Annotated in this window: 23 protein-coding genes; 15 read left to right on the top strand and 8 right to left on the bottom strand. The window is 70.7% G+C overall.

Annotated features, from left to right (window positions below; all coding sequences use genetic code 11):
- Nucleotides 1-26: 26 nt before the first annotated feature.
- A complete protein-coding gene (locus tag ACFSE6_RS00115) occupies nt 27-1460 on the bottom strand; it encodes an amidase (RefSeq protein WP_388001675.1) in 1434 nt (477 codons plus the stop codon).
- Nucleotides 1461-1508: 48 nt separating this feature from the next.
- Between ACFSE6_RS00115 and ACFSE6_RS00110 the strand changes: the two genes are divergently transcribed.
- The 3 genes from ACFSE6_RS00110 (at nt 1509) to ACFSE6_RS00100 (ending at nt 4604) form a co-directional block, all read left to right on the top strand.
- On the top strand, nt 1509-3671 hold the full coding sequence (locus ACFSE6_RS00110; RefSeq protein ID WP_388001674.1) for a prolyl oligopeptidase family serine peptidase: 2163 nt from the start codon (nt 1509-1511) through the stop codon (nt 3669-3671).
- Nucleotides 3668-4138, top strand: coding sequence for an HIT family protein (locus tag ACFSE6_RS00105; RefSeq protein ID WP_388001673.1), 471 nt, complete (start codon nt 3668-3670; stop codon nt 4136-4138). Before ACFSE6_RS00110 ends, ACFSE6_RS00105 begins: the two co-directional genes overlap by 4 nt.
- 160 nt (nt 4139-4298) lie before the next feature.
- Nucleotides 4299-4604, top strand: a complete 306-nt coding sequence (locus ACFSE6_RS00100) for a hypothetical protein (RefSeq protein WP_388001672.1) — start codon at nt 4299-4301, stop codon at nt 4602-4604.
- Nucleotides 4605-4676: 72 nt separating this feature from the next.
- On the opposite strand, the gene ACFSE6_RS00095 is transcribed toward ACFSE6_RS00100, so the two are convergent.
- The 6 genes from ACFSE6_RS00095 to dnaK all read right to left on the bottom strand — a co-directional run bounded on the left by ACFSE6_RS00095 (nt 4677) and on the right by dnaK (nt 9585).
- Nucleotides 4677-5000: a hypothetical protein gene (locus ACFSE6_RS00095; protein WP_388001671.1), complete on the bottom strand. Its 324-nt coding sequence runs from the start codon at nt 4998-5000 to the stop codon at nt 4677-4679.
- Nucleotides 5001-5037: 37 nt separating this feature from the next.
- The gene (locus ACFSE6_RS00090) at nt 5038-5346 is read right to left on the bottom strand and encodes a hypothetical protein (RefSeq protein ID WP_388001670.1); all 309 of its coding nucleotides are present in this window, start codon (nt 5344-5346) and stop codon (nt 5038-5040) included.
- A 58-nt stretch (nt 5347-5404) separates the two neighbouring features.
- Nucleotides 5405-5830: a heat shock protein transcriptional repressor HspR gene (locus ACFSE6_RS00085; protein ID WP_388001669.1), complete on the bottom strand. Its 426-nt coding sequence runs from the start codon at nt 5828-5830 to the stop codon at nt 5405-5407.
- A gap of 71 nt (nt 5831-5901) precedes the next feature.
- Nucleotides 5902-6903: a DnaJ C-terminal domain-containing protein gene (locus ACFSE6_RS00080; protein ID WP_388001668.1), complete on the bottom strand. Its 1002-nt coding sequence runs from the start codon at nt 6901-6903 to the stop codon at nt 5902-5904.
- A 100-nt stretch (nt 6904-7003) separates the two neighbouring features.
- Nucleotides 7004-7723: a nucleotide exchange factor GrpE gene (locus ACFSE6_RS00075; RefSeq protein WP_388001667.1), complete on the bottom strand. Its 720-nt coding sequence runs from the start codon at nt 7721-7723 to the stop codon at nt 7004-7006.
- Nucleotides 7720-9585, bottom strand: coding sequence for a molecular chaperone DnaK (gene dnaK, locus ACFSE6_RS00070; RefSeq protein ID WP_388001666.1), 1866 nt, complete (start codon nt 9583-9585; stop codon nt 7720-7722). Before dnaK ends, ACFSE6_RS00075 begins: the two co-directional genes overlap by 4 nt.
- Before the next feature lie 342 nt (nt 9586-9927).
- Between dnaK and ACFSE6_RS00065 the strand changes: the two genes are divergently transcribed.
- The 9 genes from ACFSE6_RS00065 to ACFSE6_RS00025 all read left to right on the top strand — a co-directional run bounded on the left by ACFSE6_RS00065 (nt 9928) and on the right by ACFSE6_RS00025 (nt 16267).
- Complete coding sequence (locus ACFSE6_RS00065) at nt 9928-11604, top strand: formate--tetrahydrofolate ligase (RefSeq protein WP_388001665.1); 1677 nt, start codon at nt 9928-9930, stop codon at nt 11602-11604.
- Between the two features lie 120 nt (nt 11605-11724).
- On the top strand, nt 11725-12117 hold the full coding sequence (locus tag ACFSE6_RS00060) for a hypothetical protein (protein WP_388001664.1): 393 nt from the start codon (nt 11725-11727) through the stop codon (nt 12115-12117).
- A gap of 108 nt (nt 12118-12225) precedes the next feature.
- A complete protein-coding gene (locus ACFSE6_RS00055) occupies nt 12226-12669 on the top strand; it encodes a hypothetical protein (RefSeq protein WP_388001663.1) in 444 nt (147 codons plus the stop codon).
- A 97-nt stretch (nt 12670-12766) separates the two neighbouring features.
- Nucleotides 12767-13684, top strand: coding sequence for an SDR family oxidoreductase (locus ACFSE6_RS00050; protein ID WP_388001662.1), 918 nt, complete (start codon nt 12767-12769; stop codon nt 13682-13684).
- A gap of 75 nt (nt 13685-13759) precedes the next feature.
- Complete coding sequence (locus tag ACFSE6_RS00045) at nt 13760-14233, top strand: hypothetical protein (RefSeq protein ID WP_388001661.1); 474 nt, start codon at nt 13760-13762, stop codon at nt 14231-14233.
- Between the two features lie 5 nt (nt 14234-14238).
- Nucleotides 14239-14922, top strand: coding sequence for a metal-dependent hydrolase (locus ACFSE6_RS00040; RefSeq protein ID WP_388001660.1), 684 nt, complete (start codon nt 14239-14241; stop codon nt 14920-14922).
- A 42-nt stretch (nt 14923-14964) separates the two neighbouring features.
- Complete coding sequence (locus ACFSE6_RS00035; RefSeq protein ID WP_388001659.1) at nt 14965-15534, top strand: PadR family transcriptional regulator; 570 nt, start codon at nt 14965-14967, stop codon at nt 15532-15534.
- A gap of 58 nt (nt 15535-15592) precedes the next feature.
- The gene (locus ACFSE6_RS00030; RefSeq protein WP_388001658.1) at nt 15593-16009 is read left to right on the top strand and encodes a CBS domain-containing protein; all 417 of its coding nucleotides are present in this window, start codon (nt 15593-15595) and stop codon (nt 16007-16009) included.
- A 24-nt stretch (nt 16010-16033) separates the two neighbouring features.
- A complete protein-coding gene (locus ACFSE6_RS00025) occupies nt 16034-16267 on the top strand; it encodes a hypothetical protein (RefSeq protein WP_388001657.1) in 234 nt (77 codons plus the stop codon).
- 54 nt (nt 16268-16321) lie between these two features.
- On the opposite strand, the gene ACFSE6_RS00020 is transcribed toward ACFSE6_RS00025, so the two are convergent.
- Nucleotides 16322-16876, bottom strand: a complete 555-nt coding sequence (locus tag ACFSE6_RS00020; protein WP_388001656.1) for a pyridoxine/pyridoxamine 5'-phosphate oxidase — start codon at nt 16874-16876, stop codon at nt 16322-16324.
- 199 nt (nt 16877-17075) lie between these two features.
- On the opposite strand from ACFSE6_RS00020, the gene ACFSE6_RS00015 reads away from it, so the two are divergent.
- Genes ACFSE6_RS00015 through ACFSE6_RS00005 form a run of 3 tightly spaced genes read left to right on the top strand, consistent with a single transcriptional unit; the run spans nt 17076 to nt 19625 of the window.
- The gene (locus ACFSE6_RS00015) at nt 17076-18317 is read left to right on the top strand and encodes a Na/Pi symporter (RefSeq protein ID WP_388001655.1); all 1242 of its coding nucleotides are present in this window, start codon (nt 17076-17078) and stop codon (nt 18315-18317) included.
- Between the two features lie 10 nt (nt 18318-18327).
- Nucleotides 18328-18645: a hypothetical protein gene (locus ACFSE6_RS00010; protein ID WP_388001654.1), complete on the top strand. Its 318-nt coding sequence runs from the start codon at nt 18328-18330 to the stop codon at nt 18643-18645.
- Nucleotides 18642-19625, top strand: a complete 984-nt coding sequence (locus ACFSE6_RS00005; protein WP_388001653.1) for a PstS family phosphate ABC transporter substrate-binding protein — start codon at nt 18642-18644, stop codon at nt 19623-19625. The genes ACFSE6_RS00010 and ACFSE6_RS00005 overlap by 4 nt, the downstream gene beginning before the upstream one ends.
- Nucleotides 19626-19733 lie beyond the last annotated feature (108 nt).

Genomic DNA, 19733 nt, shown 5'->3' with positions numbered 1-19733 from the left:
CGGCGACGCTCGATCGGGCGCTCGGCTCACGTGCCGGGCGGGAAGGCCGGCCACGGGTCGGCCGCCTCGAGCGTCGCGGCCAGGCTCAGCAGGGTCTCCTCATCACCGGTGCGCCCGCCGAGCATGACGCCGAACGGCAACTCGATGCCGTCCACCTCGGCCCGGTGCAACGGCAGGCTGATCGACGCGGCGCCGATGATGTTCCACGTCGACGTCCAGGGGGTGAACGCCTTCTGCGCGGCGAAGTCGCCCGCAGGGTCGGCGTCGTCACGGATGGACCCGATCGGTGCCGCCGGTTGGGCGAGCGTCGGGCTGAGGATGACGTCCAGCCCGGCCCACGCCCCCGCAGTCCGCCGCGTCAGGCGTTGCAGCGCGGCCAGTGCGTCCGCGTACTCCGCGCCGGAGACGCCTCGCCCACGCTCGCGCAACCACCGCGTCAGCGGCAGCAAGGCCGACTCCGCCTCCGGCGGGATCGGTGCCTGCAGCGCACCCACGGCCCACAGCGGCCCGAACGCGTCCCAGTCCTGCGCGCTGAACGGCGGCGGGATCACCTGAAGGTGGTGGCCGAGCTGCTCCAGCAGCCGTCCGGCACGCGCGACGCCGGCGAGCACCTCCGGGTGGACCGGTGCGCCGTCCACGGCGATCGGATCGGTCAGGACGCCGATCCGGAGCGGACCCGGTTCACGCTCGCACGCCGCCAGGAATGTGTCGGTGGGATCAGGCAGATGGAAGGTCTCCCCAGGCCATGGCCGGGCGAGGACGTCGAGAAATGCCGCGGTGTCTCGCACGGTGCGGGTCAGTACGCCGTTCGTCGACAAGCCCACACCGTCCACGCCGTACGGCCCCGGCGAGATGCGCCCGCGTGAGACCTTCAGCCCGACGAGGCCGCAGGCCGAGGCCGGGATCCGGAGGGACCCACCGCCGTCGTTACCGTGCGCGGCCGGGACGATCCCGGCGGCGACCGCCGCCGCTGCCCCACCGCTCGATCCGCCGGCGGTCCGGTGCGTGTCCCACGGGCTACGGGCGGGAGGTGCGATGTCCGGTTCGGTGTACGGCGGTAGGCCGAGCTCGGGCAGGTTGGTCTTGCCGACCATGATGGTGCCGGCCTCACGCAGCAGGGTGACGACGCCGTCGTCGACCGTGGGCATCAGGTCGAGCGCTGCCGAGCCGCCACGGAACGGGAGCCCGGCGACCATGAGGTTGTCCTTGATCGGCACCGGCACCCCGAGGAACGGTGGGAGCGCGGCTGCGTCGACGCCGCGGGAGTCCGCGAGCAGGGTGGCGGCCCGGCTCGCCTGTTCGCGCGCGAGGTCGGCGGCGACGTGCACGAACGCACCGACGCCGGGCCCCAGTCGTTCTGCACGGTCCAGCGTGTGCTCGGTGACCTCCGCCGGCGAGACCTCCCCCGACCGAACCACGGCGGCGAGCTCGAGGGCGGACAGCTCGTGGATCTCGCTCATGACTCGACGGTAGCCCCCGCGGCGGACACACCGTGATGAGATAGCAGAGTGACCGAGCCTTTCGCCGAGACCACCACCGACCAGCACCCGTCCGACCAGGGCCCGGCGGACGCGACCGACCGGACGCCCGGGGCCGACGATCCGCACGGCTGGCTCGAGGACGTCGAGGGCGTGGACCAGCTCGCCTGGGTCCGCGAGCGCAACGCGCACGCCGAGGCCCAGCTGCGTGGCGACCGATTCGACCGGATGCGCGCGGAGATCCGCGAGGTCCTCGATTCCACCGACAAGATCCCGGCCGTCGTCCAGCGCGGCGAGTACCTGTACAACTTCTGGACCGACGCCGAGCACGAGCGCGGATTGTGGCGTCGCACCACGTGGGACTCCTACCGCAGTGACTCACCAGAGTGGGAGGTGCTGATCGACGTCGACGCGCTCGGCGCCGAGGAGGGCGTGAACTGGGTGTGGCACGGAGCCCGGGTGCTCCGCCCCTCACACAGGCGGGCGCTGGTCGCGCTCTCGCGTGGCGGGTCCGATGCGGACGTGACCCGCGAGTTCGATCTCGTCACCAAGCAGTTCGTGCCGGACGGGTTCACTCGGGAGGAGTCGAAGGGCGGTCTGGCATGGGCGGACGAGAGCGGCGACGCGGTGTTCGTCTACACCGACTTCGGCCCCGGCGCGATGACCACCTCGGGCTACCCGCGGACCGTCCGCCGGTGGGAGCGCGGCACCCCTGTCGAGGATGCTCCGGAGGTGTTCGCGGGCGAGCCGACGGACATGGTCATCGGCGCGGCCCGGGATCAGACACCCGGGTTCGAGCGTGATCTCGTCTTTCGTCACCGGGCCTTCTACGACGCCGAGCTGTACCTGCGCGACGACGACGGCGAGCTGACTCTGCTCGACCTGCCGCGTTCGGCCGAGCCGGACCTGCATCGGGAGTGGCTGACGGTCGAGCTGCGTGAGGACTGGACGCCGGCAGGCACCGACGGCCCCACATACCCGGGCGGCGCCCTGCTCGGGATCCGGCTGACGGACTTCCTGGCCGGCAACCGCGACTTCGAGGTGCTCTACCGGCCGACGTCCTCGACGGCGCTGGCGGGTACGACGTGGACGCGTCACCATCTCGTGCTCAACGTCCTCGAGGACGTGACGAACCGGCTCGAGGTGCTGACGCCGCCGGAGAGAGGCGGCCGGTGGCGCCGTCGTCCGTTGGATCCGACCGGCGATTCCGGGGGGAGTACCGCGGTGCCGGAACTGGCGACGATCGCCGTCGGGGCGGTCGATGCCGATACCTCCGACGCACTGTGGCTCACCACGACCGGGTTCACCACGCCGACCACCCTGTCCCGGCTCGATCTCGATTCCGACGGTACGACGACGTCGGTCGAAGCGTTGAAGTCACTGCCGGCGTTCTTCGATGCCGAAGGCATGCGGGTCGAGCAACACTTCGCCACGTCCGACGACGGAACACAGGTGCCGTACTTCCAGGCCACCGGGGCGGGCGTGGACACCTCCTCCCTCGCCCCAACCCTGCTGGCCGGCTACGGCGGCTTCGAGATCCCCCGAGTCCCGGCCTACTCCGCCTCGGTGGGGCGAGCCTGGTTGGCCCGTGGCGGGGTGTACGTGGTGGCGAACATCCGCGGGGGCGGCGAGTACGGACCGCGCTGGCACCAGGCGGCGCTCAAGGAGAACCGGCACCGGGCGTACGAGGACTTCGCGGCCGTCGCCCGAGACCTGGTGGCACGCGGGGTCACCGACCGGGAGCACCTCGGCGCACAGGGCGGCTCGAACGGCGGATTGCTCATGGGGAACATGCTCACCGGTTACCCGGACCTGTTCGGCGCGATCGTCTGCCAGGTGCCGCTATTGGACATGAAGCGGTACTCCCACCTGCTGGCGGGGGCGTCCTGGATGGCCGAGTACGGCGATCCGGACAAGCCCGAGGAGTGGGAGTTCATCAAGACGTTCTCGCCGTACCACCGGGTGGATCCTGCGGCCGAGTACCCGCCGGTGCTGTTCACGACCTCTACCCGGGACGACCGCGTCCATCCCGGGCACGCACGCAAGATGGCGGCGAAGCTGCTCGCCGCCGGCAAGGACGTGACCTCCTACGAGAACATCGAGGGCGGCCACGGCGGCGCCGCGACCAACGACCAGGCGGCCTTCATGCAGGCCCTGGCGTTCGAGTTCCTCTGGCAGCGGATCGGGTCGTGACCACGCCAGGAGGGTCGGCCCGAACGACATGCTTGTTTTGCCGGATCGCAGACGCGACCGAGCCTGCCAGCGTGGTTCACGCCGACGACGCGGTCGTCGCCTTCCTGGACACGGCACCTGTCAACGCCGGGCATGTCCTCGTCGCGCCGCGCAGGCATGCCAGTGGGCTGACTGGTCTGTCGGATCGCGACGGCGTCGCGGTGTGGCGGGTGGCGCATCGCGTCGCCGTGGCGCTGCGGAAGAATCCGACGTGGAGCGAGGGAGTGAATCTCCACCTGTCGGATGGTGAGATCGCCGGCCAGAGCGTCGGGCACGTGCACATGCACGTCATCCCGCGCCGTACAAGTGACGGCATGCGGATCGTTGAGGACAACCCGCCGCAGCGCCCATCTCGCGGCGAGCTGGACGCGGTAGCGCGCGACCTGGCCGCGGCGCTCCGGCAATGCGCAGGTGAGCCCCGCGGCTGAGTGCGCTCGCTGTGCGAGATTGTCGTTCCGGTTTCTCTCAGTGACCGACACGACGATCTCGGCGCACCCCGGCATGCCTGGCAGACACTCAGCGACCGCTTGGGGCCGGCCGTGATATCCCTGTGCGGGAACGCAGGCCACGCAGGACGAAGGGCACTCGATGATCTTCTGGGGCTGGGGCAGCCGAAGCCTGAACCGCCAGGTCTCACCGCAGCACGTCGTCATCCGGACGTACCGCTACTTCGCTCTGATGTTCATCTTCTCGGTGGCGTTCAAGTACCGCTACGAGCTGGCGACAGCCACCCCGCAGGGCTGGGCGACCCGCCCCGTCAGTGACGAGGAGGCGCTGCAGGCACTTGGCGGCGAGCACCTCATGCCGAACCTCTGGCGGCGGTTCAGCCTGTGGCTGTTGCTCGCCGGCATCGTGGGCGCCATCGTCTTCGCCAACCTGTTCAGCTACTCGTGACGACGGACAAAGTGCGGCTCAGGTCGTAGGTAGCGACCGAAACGGCGATCTCGACGCAGGCCGGCCGGCGCCTCAGAACTCTCCGGCGAGCAGAGCGATGAATCCGCCGACCAGGGCGAGCCATACCCCCACGTTTGCCGCACGCGACAGGTTGCGACTGGCGGCGGCGTCGGCGACCAGACCCGTCCGCGACAGCTGGTCCGTCAGGCCGCACAACACCAGGCCGAGCATGAAACCTTGCCAAGCCCCCTCCCAGCGGAGTGCGTTGAGCGCCACGAAGAAGCCGGCAAGGACCGCCATAGCCACCAGCAGGATCGTGTGTCGGCGCGAGACTTCGACGCGGTCGCTCTCGCTCGCTGTCTCAGCCCACGAAGGCGCCGCTTCGCCGCTGCTCATCTCCCAAACCTCCTACGTCAGGTGAGCCGAGACAGCGTCAGAGTCGCTCGGCCAGCAGGGTGAGGAGGCCGCCCGCGAGGCCGATACCGAGGAGCACGGCGCCGACGCGTGAGGTGCGCTCGCGAGTCGCCGGCACCACGAGCAGACCCGTGCGGGCAAGCTGCATCAGCAGGCCGCCGATGATCGCCACAGTCAGGAGCCATTTGGGCGCGCCTCCCCCGGGGACGAGGAAGCCCAGACAGAATCCGCCGAATGCGGCGCCGGCGAGCAGCACCAAGGTCTGCCCGAGCGAGACCTCGACGCGACCCGAGGCCGCGCGTGTGGCCTGCGACGTCTCACGGCTCATCATCAGCCTCCCCGGGTCGCTCTCAGCGTAGCCCCGACGGTGGGCGAGCGTCAGTACCTCAGCCGCGCGAACGCGGACGCCAGAGCACCATCGCACCCGAGCTCGACGCCGAGACGCGGCGCACCCGGGTGCCGCGCGGCACCGCCACGACGTCGCCGGTGGGGTCCGCGGCGAAGATGCGCTGCCCGGGGTCGGCCTGGACCCGCAGCCGTTCGTTCTCCTCGCGGGCGTCCTCCAGTGCGCGCTCCAGCTCGAGGATGCGCTTGATGCCGGCGAGGTTGACGCCCTCCTCCTGGCTGAGCCGCTGCACCTCGCGCAGCCGGTAGACGTCACGCATCGAGTACCGGCGGCCGCGCCCGCGGGTGCGGCGGGGCTCGACGAGCCCGAGACGGTCGTACTGCCGCAGCGTCTGCGGGTGCATCCCGGCAAGTCCGGCAGCGACAGAGATCGTCAGCAACGGCGCGTCCTCACGCCAGTCAGCCATCGCTCTGCCCTCCTGCCTCCGAGTCTACGAACGACGTGGGCCGGGCGGTCACTGCCGCCCGGCCCACCGGATCATCGCGCGGCCTGCTCCATCAGGCCGGAGCGCGGGTCGGCGCCGTCGTTCGCCTCGGCGAACTTCTTGACGGCGTCCTTCGCCGCACCCGAGAGCCTGCTGGGCACGACGACGTTCACGGTGACCAGCAGGTCACCGTCGGGCCCGTTCTTCACGTGCAGGCCCTTGCGGCGCACCCGCAGGGTCCGGCCGGACGGCGTCCCGGCGGGCACCTTGAGCTTGACCGGTCGACCGTCCAGCGTCGGCACCTCGATGGTGGCGCCGAGCGCCGCCTCGTCGAAGGTGATCGGCACCGTCAGGCGCACGTTGTTCCCGTCGAGCGAGAACAGCGGGTGCGGCTCGACGTCGACGGTGACGATGAGGTCACCGGCCTCGCCACCGTTGGTCCCCGGGCGCCCCTTACCGCGCAGCCGGATCTTCTGGCCGTCGTGCACGCCGGGCGGGATGCGCACGGTCATGGTGCGGCCCTCGACCGTGAGCTGGACGGTGGCACCCTCCACGGCGTTGCGGAACGGCAGCGAGGCCGACGTCGTCACGTCCGCTCCGCGTTGCGGCCGGCGGCGAGAGCCGAAGCCCCCTCCGCCGAACATCCCGGAGAAGAGATCCTCGAAGCCCGGGGCTCCCTGTCCGGTGCCGGTGGAGGTGTACCGCACGCGCGGACCACCACCGCCGGCGGCCCCGCCGAACATGTCGCTGAACAGGTCCTCGAAGCCGGCGCCCGTCGCGCCCGTGCCGCCACTTCCCGCGGAGAACCGGGCACCGCCGCCGGCCATCGTCCGCAGGGCGTCGTACTGCTTGCGCTGTTCGGGGTCCGAGAGCACGGCGTACGCCTCACCGACGGACTTGAACCGCTCCTCGGCGGTGGCGTCACCGGGATTCTGGTCCGGGTGGTACTGCCGTGCCAGCTTCCGGTAGGCCTTCTTGATCGTGTCGGCGTCGGCGTCCTTGGGCACACCCAGTTCGGCGTAGAAGTCCTTCTCCAGCCAATCCTGACCAGTCAAGACGTCACCTCCCGGATCGTGCCGTGCTGCGGTGCCGGCCGGCGGACCGACCGGCACCGCACCGGACGCAGACAGTGTTGTTCATCGACGCGACCCCCGGTCACTCAGGGCTCGTGACCGCCACCCGAGCGGCCCGCAGCACCTTCTCACCGGCGCGGTATCCCGGCTGCAGCACCTGGGTCACGGTGGTCGCGGTGGCCTCGGAGTCCGTGGCATGCATGAGCGCCTCGTGGACCTCGGGGTCGAACTCCTCACCCACCTCGCCGAAGCGGGTGAGCTGGAAGCGCTGGGACAGCGTCTGCTCGAGCTTCTCGGCGATCGAGGCGAACGGGCCGGTCAGGTCGCCGTGCTGGCGAGCGAGCTCGACCTCGTCGAGCACGCCCATGAGCGACTCGAGGACCTCGTGCACCCCGGCCTGCCGCTGGTTCGCGGCGTCCGCCTTGGAGCGCCGGACGTAGCCGGCGTACTCCTGCTGGATGTTGTAGACGTCCGCGTTGCGGCGGGCGAGCTGGTCCTGTAGGTCGGCGGCCTCGGCGCGGGCCTGGGCGAGCGGGTCGTCCTCAGCGGCCGGCTCGCCGGCCGGTGCCTGCTCCGCGTCCGAGCGATCGGCCTCAGCCGCGTCCTCCGGCACGATCCCGTCCGCCGCCTGGGCGACGTCGGGTCCCGCCCCGGGCGGGGCGCCGTCGCCGGACGACGGCGCACCCGCCTCGGATTCCTCACGGTCCTCACGCACCTGCCCGGTCTCCGGGTCCACCTTCCGGCGGTCATTGACCACCGGCGGCTCATACCCGGCCTCGGGACGCTCGTTCTCTGCCGTCACTTGTTGTCCTCGTCGTCCACGACCTCGGCGTCGACGACGTCCTCGTCCGCGGACCCGGAGGCGCCCTCGGCCGAGGCGTCCGCACCGGCAGCGCCGGCCGCGCCGTCGCCCTGCTGGGCGTACAGCGCCTCGCCGATCTTCTGGCTGCGGGTGGTCAGGTCCGCCTGCGCGGACTTCACGGCCTCGATGTCGTCACCCTCGAGGGCCTTCTTGAGCGCGTCGACGCCTTCCTGCACCTCGTTGACCACGTCGTCGGAGAGCTTCTCCTTGTTGTCGCTGAGGAGCTTCTCCGTCGAGTAGACCAGCTGCTCGGCGGTGTTCCGCGTCTCGGCCTCCTCGCGACGCTTGGCGTCCTCGGCGGCGTGCGCCTCGGCCTCCTTGACCATGCGGTCGATCTCCTCCTGCGGGAGGGCGGACCCACCGGTGATGGTCATCGACTGCTCCTGGCCGGTGCCGCGGTCCTTGGCGGAGACGTGCACGATGCCGTTCGCGTCGATGTCGAAGGTGACCTCGATCTGCGGCACGCCGCGCGGGGCGGGCGCGATGCCGGTCAGCTCGAACGTGCCCAGCGGCTTGTTGTCCCGGGCGAACTCACGCTCGCCCTGGAAGACCTGGATGAGCACGCTCGGCTGGTTGTCCTCGGCGGTGGAGAACACCTCGGAGCGCTTGGTCGGGATGGCCGTGTTCCGCTCGATGAGCTTGGTCATCACGCCGCCCTTGGTCTCGATGCCGAGGGAGAGCGGGGTGACGTCGATGAGCAGGACGTCCTTGCGGTCACCCTGGATGACACCCGCCTGCAGCGCGGCGCCGACGGCCACGACCTCGTCCGGGTTGACGCCCTTGTTGGGCTCCTTGCCACCGGTGAGCTCGCGCACGAGCTCGGTCACGGCCGGCATCCGGGTCGAGCCGCCGACCAGGATGACGTGGTTGATGTCGCCCACGGACATCCCGGCGTCCTTCATGACGTTGTGGAAGGGCTGCTTGGTGCGCTCGAGCAGGTCCGAGGTCATGTCCTCGAACGCGGCGCGGGTGAGGCGCTCGTCGAGGTGGATCGGGCCGGACTCACTCATCGAGAGGTACTGCAGCGAGATGTTCGTGGTGGTGGCGGAGGACAGTTCCTTCTTGGCCTGCTCCGCGGCCTCCCGCAGACGCTGCAGGGCGATGCGGTCCTTGGACAGGTCCACGCCTTCCTTGTTCTGGACCTGCTTGACCAGCCAGTCGACGATGCGCTGGTCCCAGTCGTCGCCGCCGAGGCGGTTGTCGCCGTTGGTGGCGCGGACCTGGATCGTGGCGAAGTCGTCCTCGTCCTTGCCCACCTCGAGCAGCGAGACGTCGAACGTCCCGCCACCGAGGTCGAAGACCAGGATGGTCTCGTCCTCCTTGCCCTTCTCCAGGCCGTAGGCCAGAGCGGCGGCGGTCGGCTCGTTGACGATGCGCGAGACGTTCAGGCCCGCGATCTGGCCGGCCTCCTTGGTGGCCTGACGCTCGGCGTCGTTGAAGTAGGCCGGGACGGTGATGACCGCATCGGTGACCTCTTCGCCCAGGTAGGACTCGGCGTCCTTCTTGAGCTTGCCGAGGATGCGGGCGGAGATCTCCTGCGCGGTGTAATTCTTGTCGTCGACCTCGGTCTTCCAGTCGGTGCCCATGTGGCGCTTGACCGAGGAGATGGTGCGGTCCACGTTGGTGACGGCCTGCCGCTTGGCGACCTCACCGACCAGCACCTCGCCGGACTTACTGAACGCGACGACGGACGGGGTGGTGCGCGATCCCTCGGCGTTGGCGATGACCGTGGGCTCGCCACCCTCGAGGACGGCGACCACCGAGTTGGTGGTTCCGAGGTCGATACCGACAGCTCGTGCCATGTGTGCTCGCTCCTTCGTTCGGATCGCCGGCGCCTGTCGCGCCGGTCTTGAGTCCTATGCACTCAAGTCTGCTCTCCGACGGGCTCAGCACCAAATCGAGAGCGCCGAACTTGAGTCTGTATGGCTCAACTATCCGTCGGCGTCGTTTGTTCCCGGCGGTGAAACACATCGTCGGGACGGGGCGCGCAGACCGACTCGACGAGGTCGCGCCGACGCCACGGACGGCGGCGAGCAGGGATAGCGTTCCGCCCACCGGCCTGGCACCATCCTGGGTAACCCGGCACGTCAGCGGCGTGCACAGGACCTCGTCCGGACCGGGCGGGGCGCCACCGGCACGAAGGAGTGGTCGTGGACGATCTGGACTTCGCCCGAGCCGCAGATATGCGCCCGATCGAGGAGATCGCGGACAAGGCCGGGATCCCGGCTCAGGCCATCGAGCCGTACGGCCGGCACATGGCTAAGGTCGACGTGACGAAGCTGCCACCTGGTGGGCGGGGCAAGCTGGTCCTCGTCAGCGCCATGAGCCCGACACCTCCGGGCGAGGGGAAGACGACGATGTCGATCGGCCTCGCCGATGCGATCGCCCGCACCGGGCGGCGCACCATCGTCGCGGTCCGCGAGCCCTCGCTCGGCCCGGTGCTCGGCATGAAGGGCGGCGCCGCCGGCGGCGGCCGGTCACAGGTGCTGCCGATGGAGGACATCAACCTGCACTTCACCGGCGACTTCCACGCCATCACAACGGCGAACAACACGCTCGCCGCGATCGTGGAGAACAGCCTCTACCAGGGCAACCCGCTCGGCATCGACGCCCGCCGGATCACCTGGCGCCGCGTGCTGGACGTCAACGACCGCGCATTGCGCAACGTCGTCGTCGGGCTCGGCTCCCCCACGGACGGAGTGCCGCACGAGGGCGGCTTCGACATCACGGCCGCGAGCGAGATCATGGCCGTGCTCTGCCTCGCGACCGACCTCGCGGACCTCAAGGCCCGGCTCGCCCGGATCACGGTCGCCTACACCGGCGATCGTCGGCCGGTGACCGTCGGCGATCTCGGCGCACAGGGGGCGCTGACCGCGCTGCTGCGGCACGCGATCAAGCCGAACCTCGTCCAGACCATCGCCGGCACCCCGGCGCTGGTGCACGGCGGACCGTTCGGGAACATCGCACACGGCTGCAACTCCGTTATCGCGACGACGACTGCCCGCGCGCTCGCCGAGGTCGTGGTCACCGAGGCCGGCTTCGGCGCCGACCTCGGCGCGGAGAAGTTCCTGGACATCAAGACCCGTGCCGGGGACGCGGTCCCGGACGCCGTCGTCCTCGTGGCCACCATCCGCGCCCTGAAGTACCACGGCGGCGTTCCGGCGGAGGAGGTGACGACGCCGGACGCAGCCGCGGTCGAGGCCGGCCTGCCGAACCTCACGCGCCACGTGGAGAACATCCGCACCTTCGGCCTCGAGCCGGTGATCGGCCTCAACTCCTTCCCGACCGACACCGAGGACGAACGCGCCGTGGTCCACCAGTGGTCGGAGCGCCTCGGCGTGCGCTGCGCCGTCGCCGACATCTGGGCCCGCGGCGGTGGCGACGACGGCGGAGACGAGTTCGCCGCAGCGGTCCTGGACGCCCTGGACGGGTCCGACACCGCCGCAACCTTCACCCGCCTCTACGAGCCGTCGACGGGACTGGAGGAGAAGATCCGCACCATCGCTCGGACGATCTACCGCGCCGACGACGTCGAGTTCGCGGCCGCCGCACGGCGGCGCCTGGCCGAGTTCGAGGAGAACGGCTGGGGCGAGATGGCGGTGTGCATGGCCAAGACCCAGTACTCCTTCTCCGACGACGGGAGCAGACTCGGCGCCCCCGAGGGCTTCACGCTGCACGTGCGCGACCTGCTGGCCCGGACCGGTGCCGGCTTCGTCGTCGCGCTCACCGGCTCGATCATGACGATGCCAGGACTGCCCGTATCGCCGGCGTTCGAGCGCATCGACCTGGACGACGACGGGCAGATCGTCGGATTGTCGTAGCGGACGCCCTCCCCTAGCCCGAGGAGCCCGGTCCGCCTCGCCCCACAGGCGTGACATGCTGGCCGCCGGCCGTCGCGGAGGAGGACGGCGCCCACGTTCCACGAGGAGTGAAGGTCACCCGTGCCCGCCGACAGCACCCCAACGACAGGACGCTCGCCGCGGCAGGTCGCTCACCTCGTCGCCACCGTCCTCGCGATCGTCGCGGCCCTCGTCGTGGCGCTCGCCCCGCTCGGCGTCGAGACCTCGATGTCGGGTTCCGGCGAGGAGGTCGTCCGACGGGTGAGCTTCGTCGAGTCCCAGGGCCCGTGGGTGCTGGGGCCGTGCGCCGTCCCGGTCGGCCTTGCGGCGGCGCCGGTCATGCTTCGGGATAGCCGCGCGATCGCGATCCTGACCGCCGGCCTGCTGCTCGTGTTCGTGCTCGTCTCGCTCGCCTCGTTCGGCCTGTTCTTCCTCCCGGCGGCACTGGCCGCGGTGACGGCGGTCGCCCTGCCGGACCGGCGTCGCAGACGCTGAGCAGCTGAGCCCCGGCACCTGAGCACGCCGACGCGACCGAGAACATTGCCAGGTCCTGCGGGGCAGTGGGAGAGTGTCCGAAACCTCTCCCCCTCCGGAGGTGTCGCAATGGGGCATCTGGCCCTGGTGATGGTGCATGCCGTGGCGGCGGTGTCGGCGCTCGTGTTCGGCATGCTCGGCATACGCGCGCGCGGGCTGCTGCGGGCGCACACGATCGCGCTGGCGGTCATGGTGATCGCTCTCGCGGCGCTGATCGCCGCGGGCTGGCCGCAGGAGACCGTGCTCGTCCGTGTGGCGTACGTGGGTCTGGCCATGATCACCGCAGCCATGGTCGTGCAGGGGGCGCTCGCCGAACGCGACGCCACGGCCGGGCGCGAGCGCCGCATGGTGGGCCGGGTCGGCCTCAACGTGGTGATCCTGACCACGGGCCTGCTCGCCGTCGCCGCGAGCCAGGCCGGTTCCGGCGTCGTCGGCATCGTCGCCGTCGTGGCCGCCACCCCGTTGGTCGGCCTGTACCTGCTCCGCCAGGTCCGCACGGAAGCCGCGCACTGACCGCTCCGCGTGCGGCTCGGGGGCCGCGGCCGGAGACTTGAGGTGGACGCCGCAGTCTGCGTGACTGCCCACCCACCGTCTCCCGAGGAGGAGCCCGTTGAGCAACGACGACGCACGGATCAGCACCGACCAGCTCGCCTTCGTCAACCCGGTCGACCGCTTCCCGGAGATCAGTCCGCCGAAGCAGCATCAGGAAGAGCCCGGCCTGCAGCGGGACATGGCTCCCACGCCGGACATCGGCGAGCAGTCCTACCGGGGCACCGGACGTCTGGAAGGGCGAAAGGCGCTGGTCACCGGCGGCGACTCGGGCATCGGTGCCGCGGCGGCGGTCGCATTCGCGCGCGAAGGTGCCGACGTGGCCATCACCTACCTCCCGGCCGAGGAGCGGGACGCGCAGCACGTCGCGCAGATCATCACCGACTGCGGTCGCAACGCCGTCACCATCGCCGGAGACCTCATCGACCCTGCGTTCTGCACCGAGGTGGTCGAGCGTGCGGTCGGCGACCTGGGCGGGCTGGACATCCTCGTCAACAACGCCGGCAAACAGGTCGCCACGGAGAGCCTCACCGAGATCGGCGACGAGCAGCTCGAGGAGACCTTCCACGCCAACATCCTCGCGATGTTCCGGGTCACCCGGGCCGCGCTCGCGCACCTTCCGGCCGGCTCGACGATCATCAACACGACCTCGATCCAGGCCTACCAGCCCTCACCCACCCTGCTGGACTACGCGAGCACGAAGGCCGCGATCAACAACTTCTCCAAGGGTCTGGCGCAACAGCTCGCCCCGCGGGGCATCCGGGTCAACGCCGTCGCGCCCGGCCCGGTGTGGACGCCCATCCAGCCGTCCGAGGGGCAGCCGCAGGAAGCGCTGCCGGAGTTCGGCCAGTCGACTCCCCTCGGCCGGGCCGCGCAGCCGACCGAGATGGCCCCGGCGTTCGTCTTCCTCGCCTCCCCCGAGTCCAGCTATGTCATCGGCGAGACGCTCAACGTCAACGGCGGTTCCCCGACTCCATGATCCGCGACGACATGACACATTGACAGGTCACTGTGTCAGGTGACACGGTGGCGGCATCCGCTCCTGGAGGCCGCCATGCACGCCACCCTGGTCCTCGTCCACGCCGTCGCCGCCGTCCTCGCCCTCGTCCTCGGTGTCATGTCCTGGCGGCGGCCGGGTCTGCTGCGTGGGCACACGCTCGCGCTGGCGGGGATGGCCGGCGTCCTGCCGTTCAGTCTCGCCCTTGCCTGGCCCACGCTGGCGGCGGCGACGAGCGCCGTCTTCGTCGCCCTGACCGTGCTGGCCATGGTCATGGTGGTGCGCGGGGTACTCGCCGAACGTGCACAACGCTCGGGTCGGCGGCTCGCGGTGCTCGGCCACGTGGGCTTCAACGTCATCTCGCTCGTGGTCGGCTTCCTGGTGCTCGTCGTCCTGCGGGCAGGCGGTGGCGCCGTCGGCGTCACCGCCACCGCCGTCGTGATCCCGGTTCTCGGCAGCGTCCTCCTCCGTCGGTTCGGGCACGTCGAGTCGCACCGAGCCGGGTGCGCCGAGCAGCGACCGGTCGGGTGAGGCCGATGTTCATCGGTCACATCGGCGTCGCCCTCGCCGCCAAGGCCGCCCAACCGAGGCGCGCGCTCGCCGGTCTCGTCATCGCCAGCCAGCTTCCGGACGTCGTCTACTCCGTGCTGGTGCCCGCCGGTATCGAGCAGATCCGGGTGCACGACGGCGTCGGGCCCGATGCGGTGGAGATGGTCTCGGTGCCGTTCAGTCACTCGCTCGTAGCCACCGCCGCCATGGCACTCGCCGCCTACGGCGTCATGGCCCTGACGGTACGCGGACGGGAGCGGCACGCCGCGGGCGGCCTGGTCGCCGCCGTCGTGCTGAGCCACTGGGTGCTCGACGCGGTCGTGCACGAGCCGGACCTCCCGCTGCTGGGCCGGGGCAGCGAGGTCGGTCTCGGCCTCACCGGCGGCGCCGGGTTCGCCGTCGAGGTGGTGCTTGTGCTCGCCGGTCTCGCGCTCTATCTGCGCTCGACCGTCCCGGCCGACCGTCTGGGCCGAGCGGGCATGCCCGTCCTCGCCGCCGCGATGATCGGCTTCGGCGGGTTCGTCGCGCTCAGCGAGCCGCCGGAGAACTCCCTGCTCCTCGCGGCGGGGAACCTCGGTGCGTACGCCGTCCTCGCGGCGACCGGCCAGTGGCTCGCGGGCCACCGCCGCGCGCACCCGGCCGTCGACAGGCGCCCCACCCTGCCCCGCTGAGCGGTGCGAGGATGGGGCGTTGCGTCGTCGGAAGGAGCATGCGTGCCGAGCCCGGACCAGGTCAGCGTGACGGCCGGTGCCCTGCTGGGGCTGCTGAACGAGAGGTCGATGACCGGCTGGGAGCTCGTCGAGGAGGCGTGGTCCCGGGTCGGCAACTTCTGGACCATCCAGCGCAGCCAGGCCTACCGCGAGCTGGCACAGCTCGAGCGGCGCGGGTTCGCGGAGGCGCTCCCGGCCGAGGGGCGCGGCCGACGGCGCTACCGCATCACCGACTCGGGCCGTCAGGCCTATCTCGACTGGCTCGAGCGCAGCCCAGGTGAGGAGAACGTCCGCGTTCCGTTCCTCCTGACCGTGGCCTTCGCCGACGACGTCCCCGAGGAGCGGTTCCACGAGCTGCTGGACGATCAACGCCGTCGCCACGAGGACCGGCTCACCCGGTACGAGGCATGGCGAGAGGAACTGGCGTCCGACACCTCCGACCGTGGACGCGGCCGGCTCGCCACGCTCGCCCTGGGCATCCACTACGAGCGCGCGGCACTGGCATGGCTCGACGAACTGCCGTCCTACCTCGCCGGCACCCGCGACGCGCCGGGCCGGGATGCGGAGCACTGAGCCCAGCACGACCATGACGGTGACGCCAGAACCTCGCACCGATCCGAGGAGGGGCACCATGGCAGGAACCGTCGAAGACATCATGACCGCGAACCCGACGACGATCCGGGCGAACCAGTCCGTACGTGAGGCCGCCGAACTGATGCGCGCCCAGGACATCGGGGACCTCGTGGTCCTCGAGGACGGCGCGCCGGTCGGCATCGTCACCGATCGCGACCTCGTGGTCCGGGTCCTCGCCGACGGCGGAACCGCCGAGGACGAGGTGCGCCGGGCGTGCAGCACCGGCCTGGTGAGCGTCTCACCGGACGACCCGCAGGACCGCGCCGTCGCGCTCATGCGTGACCGCGCCGTGCGCCGCGTCCCGGTGACCCGGGGCGAGGATCTCGTCGGCATCCTCTCCATCGGCGACCTCGCCATGGAACGGGACCAGCAGTCCGCCCTGGCCGACATCTCCGCTCAGCGACCGAACGAGTGACCAGCTTCGGGAAAGGAGTGCGCCATGGCGACGTGCGACACGTGCGGGAACGACTACGACAAGACGTTCACGCTCACCCGCGACGGCGTGTCCGGGACGTTCGACAGCTTCGAGTGCGCCATCCAGACCATGGCGCCGACGTGTGAGCACTGCGGCTGCCGGATCCTGGGGCACGGCGTCGAGTCCGACGGCGCGGTGTACTGCTGCGCCCACTGCGCCCGGCAGTCCGGGGACCCGGAACTCGTCGACCGGGCCTGAGTTCAGGCGAGTTCCACCACCGCTGCGTCCAGCCCGCGGCCCGCGGAAGGCACGTCACGACACGGACGCCCTCCAGCTCTCGCCGTCGCGGCGGTAGACGATCCGCAGGTGCCGGCGATCGGGGGATCCGCGCCAGAACTCCACGCGAGTGGGCCGCACACGCCAGAGCGTCCACGTCTCGCCGGCCACCTCGGCCTGCGCGGTCGGGCTGCGGGCCTGCAGGTCCTCCTCGCTCTCCGCCCGGGTGGCCTCGACCACGGGGCCCCGGACCCGCACGGCACGGGCCAGCGGCTGCCACCAGAAGGACAGCGCCGCCGCCGGGCGGGCGGCCAGCTGGCGCCCTTTCCTACTCTCGGCGGTGCTCGCGAACGCCCATCCGGTCTCGTCGACCTCCTTGAGGATGAGCACGCGCGCGTCCGGCACCCCGTCATCGTCGACGGTGGACAGCGTCATGGTGTGCGGTTCCGGGACCGCGGAGGCGATGGCGAGGTCGAGCCAGTCACGGAACATGCGCATCGGGTCGGCGGGCAGCGCCGCGAGGTCGGGGACCGGGCTGCGCCCGGTCAGGGACGGCAGGGTACGCAACGTCGGGCGGAGCGGTTCGACCATAGGTCATCTCATCACGCCCACCCGGACCGCCGCCGGGGATCGGGTGGTCGCCTCGAGCGCCCGACGCGCACGAGCGCGACGATCCCGCGCGGTCGGCCACCGTTCATGTCCCGGACGATTCCGAGACACCGGGCCGCTCTAGCGTGTGCGCCGTCGGCTCGCCTCCCGCGCAGCCGCCCGACGCACGGCAGGAGCACGCATGTCGTCCTCGACCGAACGCGAGATCCCCGTCCAGGCCGATGCGCCCGCGCCGTCCGAGTCGTCCGCGGCCGCGCTGCGCAGCCCGTTGGAGCGGTTCGGACTGCAGGGACAGACGCTTCAGGTGGCCAACTGGCTCGCCGTCGTCGTCGGCATCTACCTGCTCATCACGGCCGTCAACGTCATCGGCGGCGGGTTCAAGGCCGCCACCGGTGGTCAGGCGGCGGACCTGTTCGCCTTCGCCTCCAACCCGTTCGTGGCGCTGATGGTCGGTGTCGTCGCCACCGCCGCGACGCAGTCCTCCTCCACGACGACCTCGGTGACGGTGGGCCTGGCCGCCGGCGGATTGCCGATGGAGATCGTGGTGCCGATGCTCATGGGCGCCAACATCGGCACCACGCTGACCAACACCCTCGTCAGTCTCGGCATGGTGCGCGACAAGGAGGCGTTCCGGCGTGGCTTCTCCGCCGCGACGGTGCACGACTTCTTCAACCTTCTCGCCGTCGTCATCTTCCTGCCCTTGGAGATGATCTTCGGACTGCTGGAGCGGTCCTCCAGCTGGCTGTCCGGCCAGACCTCGGGCACCGATGGCGGCGTGGTCGCCGCGGTGTTCGCGGGCATCGGCACCGTGGTGGACGGGGTCACCGAGCCGCTCGCGAACCTGCTCGAGAGCGTCACCGCGTTCATCCCCGAGCCCTGGCACGGCATCGTCATGATCGCCATCGGCATCGGGCTCATCCTGGCCGTCATCAACGTCATCGGACGGTTGCTCAAGGTCCTCATGGTCGGTCGGGCAGCGAAGGTCCTGCACACCGCCATCGGCCGGGGGCCGCTCACCGGCATCGCGTCCGGCATGGTCGTGACGGTCATGGTGCAGTCGTCCTCGACCACCACATCGCTGGCCATCCCGCTCGCCGGCTCCGGCTCGTTCTCCCTGCGCCAGATCTACCCGTTCACCATCGGTGCCAACATCGGCACCACCATCACGGCCCTCATCGCGGCGTTCGCCTTCACCGGACTGGAGGCGGAGACCGCACTGCAGGCCGCGTTCGTCCACCTGCTGTTCAACCTGTACGCCACCATCGTCATCTTCGGCCTGCCGCCGCTGCGGGTGATCCCGCTGCGCGGGGCCACCTGGCTGGCCGGCCTGGCCGCAGAGAAGAAGGTGTGGGCCGCGGTCTGGGTCCTCGGCGTGTTCGTCGCCCTTCCCCTCGCCCTGATCTTCGCGACCGTCATCCTCTGAGGAGGCACCGGTGACCGACCCTGGATATCCCACGCCGGAAGGCGACGACCGCCTCCCGCCGCGCAGCATCGAGGAGGAGCTGGAGGAGATCCTGCGCGAGGCGGAGAGCTCGATCTCCGCGCTGCGGAAGGAGCTCGCCGAGCAGCGACTCCGTGCCCGGCAGCACGCCGAGATCGACAGGCTCGAGGAGCACCTGGCGAGCACCCGGGTGCGCTGGAGCGAGGTGCGTGCCTTCTTCGACGAGGTCATCGACGAGCTGCGCCGGCGTCGACCGGTGTCCGGAGCCGATGACCCGACCGGAACCTCGGCGGAAGGAACGGCGCCGTGAGACGAGGCATCCTGGCGATCACGGCGGCCTTCGCCGTCGGGGCACTCGGGGCTTGCGCGGACGCCAGCGCGGACGGTGACGAGCTCGTCGTCTCCGGGTCGAGCACCGTGTACCCGATCACGCAGACGGTGGCCCGCGAGTCCGGCATCGACGTGGACATGGCCGCCGAGGGCACCACCGACGGCTTCGAGCGCTTCTGCAGCGGGCAGTCCCACATCAACAACGCCTCGGAGGCGATCCCCGGAGCCGGTCAGCCGACCGATTACGTGCAGATGTGCGCCGACAACGGCGTCGAGTACATCGAGCTGCCGATCGCACTGGACGCGCTCAGCGTGGTCCGCCACATCGACAACGACTTCGCCACCACGCTGACCCTGGACGAACTCCGCGAGGCCTGGGCCCCGGACTCCGACGTGACGACCTGGAGCGACCTGCGCCCGGCGTGGCCGGACGAGGAGATCGAGTTCGTCGGCCGACCCGAGGGGTCGGGCACGTTCGAGTACTTCACCCACCAGGTCACCGGCGAGGTGGGGGCGATCCGGGAGGACTACCGGACCAGCGACGACATGGTCGAGCTCGCCGGCTGGGTCGCCGACGACGTCGACAGCCTCGGCTTCATGGGCGCCGGCAACTACCTCGAGGCCGACGAGGAGGTCCGCGACGTCATCACCACCGTTGCGGTCGACGGCGTCGAGCCGAGCCTGCGCAACGCGCAGGACGGGACCTACGAGCCGCTGACCCGCCCGCTGTTCATCTACGTCTCCACGGCTGCGCTCGAGGAGCATGACGACGCCGAGGAGTTCGTCGAGTACTACCTCGAGCACGTCTACGACATCCTGCCCCGGGTGTACTTCTACCGGCTGCCGGCCGAGGCCCACGATCTGGTGCGGGACCGGTTCGACCAGCGCACCACGGGCAGCATGCTCGGCGGCGACCCGTATCAGGACGTCGACATCGTCGAGGCGCTGTCCGCCGGCTGACGACCGTCGCGCCCGTTACCTTCTTGGTGATCCCGCGTGGGCGGGGTTGTGGTCGCTGGGTCCGGCATGACTGTCTGCCCCTGTCGTTGATGATCCGGGGGGTGTTGT

The organism is Georgenia deserti (assembly GCF_042680605.1).
Lineage (GTDB): Bacteria > Actinomycetota > Actinomycetes > Actinomycetales > Actinomycetaceae > Allobogoriella > Allobogoriella deserti.
Note: the sequence above shows the minus strand (reverse complement) of the source record. Positions and strands in the feature narration are given on the sequence as shown.

What these genes read in the sequence shown, in the direction of transcription:
- ACFSE6_RS00025 (WP_388001657.1), top strand. Translation starts at nt 16,034, where the DNA reads ATGGCGACGTGCGACACGTGCGGGAACGACTACGACAAGACGTTCACG.
- ACFSE6_RS00030 (WP_388001658.1), top strand. Translation starts at nt 15,593, where the DNA reads ATGGCAGGAACCGTCGAAGACATCATGACCGCGAACCCGACGACGATC.
- ACFSE6_RS00100 (WP_388001672.1), top strand. Translation starts at nt 4,299, where the DNA reads ATGATCTTCTGGGGCTGGGGCAGCCGAAGCCTGAACCGCCAGGTCTCA.
- ACFSE6_RS00095 (WP_388001671.1), bottom strand. Translation starts at nt 5,000, where the DNA reads ATGAGCAGCGGCGAAGCGGCGCCTTCGTGGGCTGAGACAGCGAGCGAG.
- ACFSE6_RS00040 (WP_388001660.1), top strand. Translation starts at nt 14,239, where the DNA reads ATGTTCATCGGTCACATCGGCGTCGCCCTCGCCGCCAAGGCCGCCCAA.
- ACFSE6_RS00020 (WP_388001656.1), bottom strand. Translation starts at nt 16,876, where the DNA reads ATGGTCGAACCGCTCCGCCCGACGTTGCGTACCCTGCCGTCCCTGACC.
- ACFSE6_RS00090 (WP_388001670.1), bottom strand. Translation starts at nt 5,346, where the DNA reads ATGAGCCGTGAGACGTCGCAGGCCACACGCGCGGCCTCGGGTCGCGTC.
- ACFSE6_RS00045 (WP_388001661.1), top strand. Translation starts at nt 13,760, where the DNA reads ATGCACGCCACCCTGGTCCTCGTCCACGCCGTCGCCGCCGTCCTCGCC.
- ACFSE6_RS00015 (WP_388001655.1), top strand. Translation starts at nt 17,076, where the DNA reads ATGTCGTCCTCGACCGAACGCGAGATCCCCGTCCAGGCCGATGCGCCC.
- ACFSE6_RS00085 (WP_388001669.1), bottom strand. Translation starts at nt 5,830, where the DNA reads ATGGCTGACTGGCGTGAGGACGCGCCGTTGCTGACGATCTCTGTCGCT.
- dnaK (WP_388001666.1), bottom strand. Translation starts at nt 9,585, where the DNA reads ATGGCACGAGCTGTCGGTATCGACCTCGGAACCACCAACTCGGTGGTC.
- ACFSE6_RS00115 (WP_388001675.1), bottom strand. Translation starts at nt 1,460, where the DNA reads ATGAGCGAGATCCACGAGCTGTCCGCCCTCGAGCTCGCCGCCGTGGTT.
- ACFSE6_RS00055 (WP_388001663.1), top strand. Translation starts at nt 12,226, where the DNA reads ATGGGGCATCTGGCCCTGGTGATGGTGCATGCCGTGGCGGCGGTGTCG.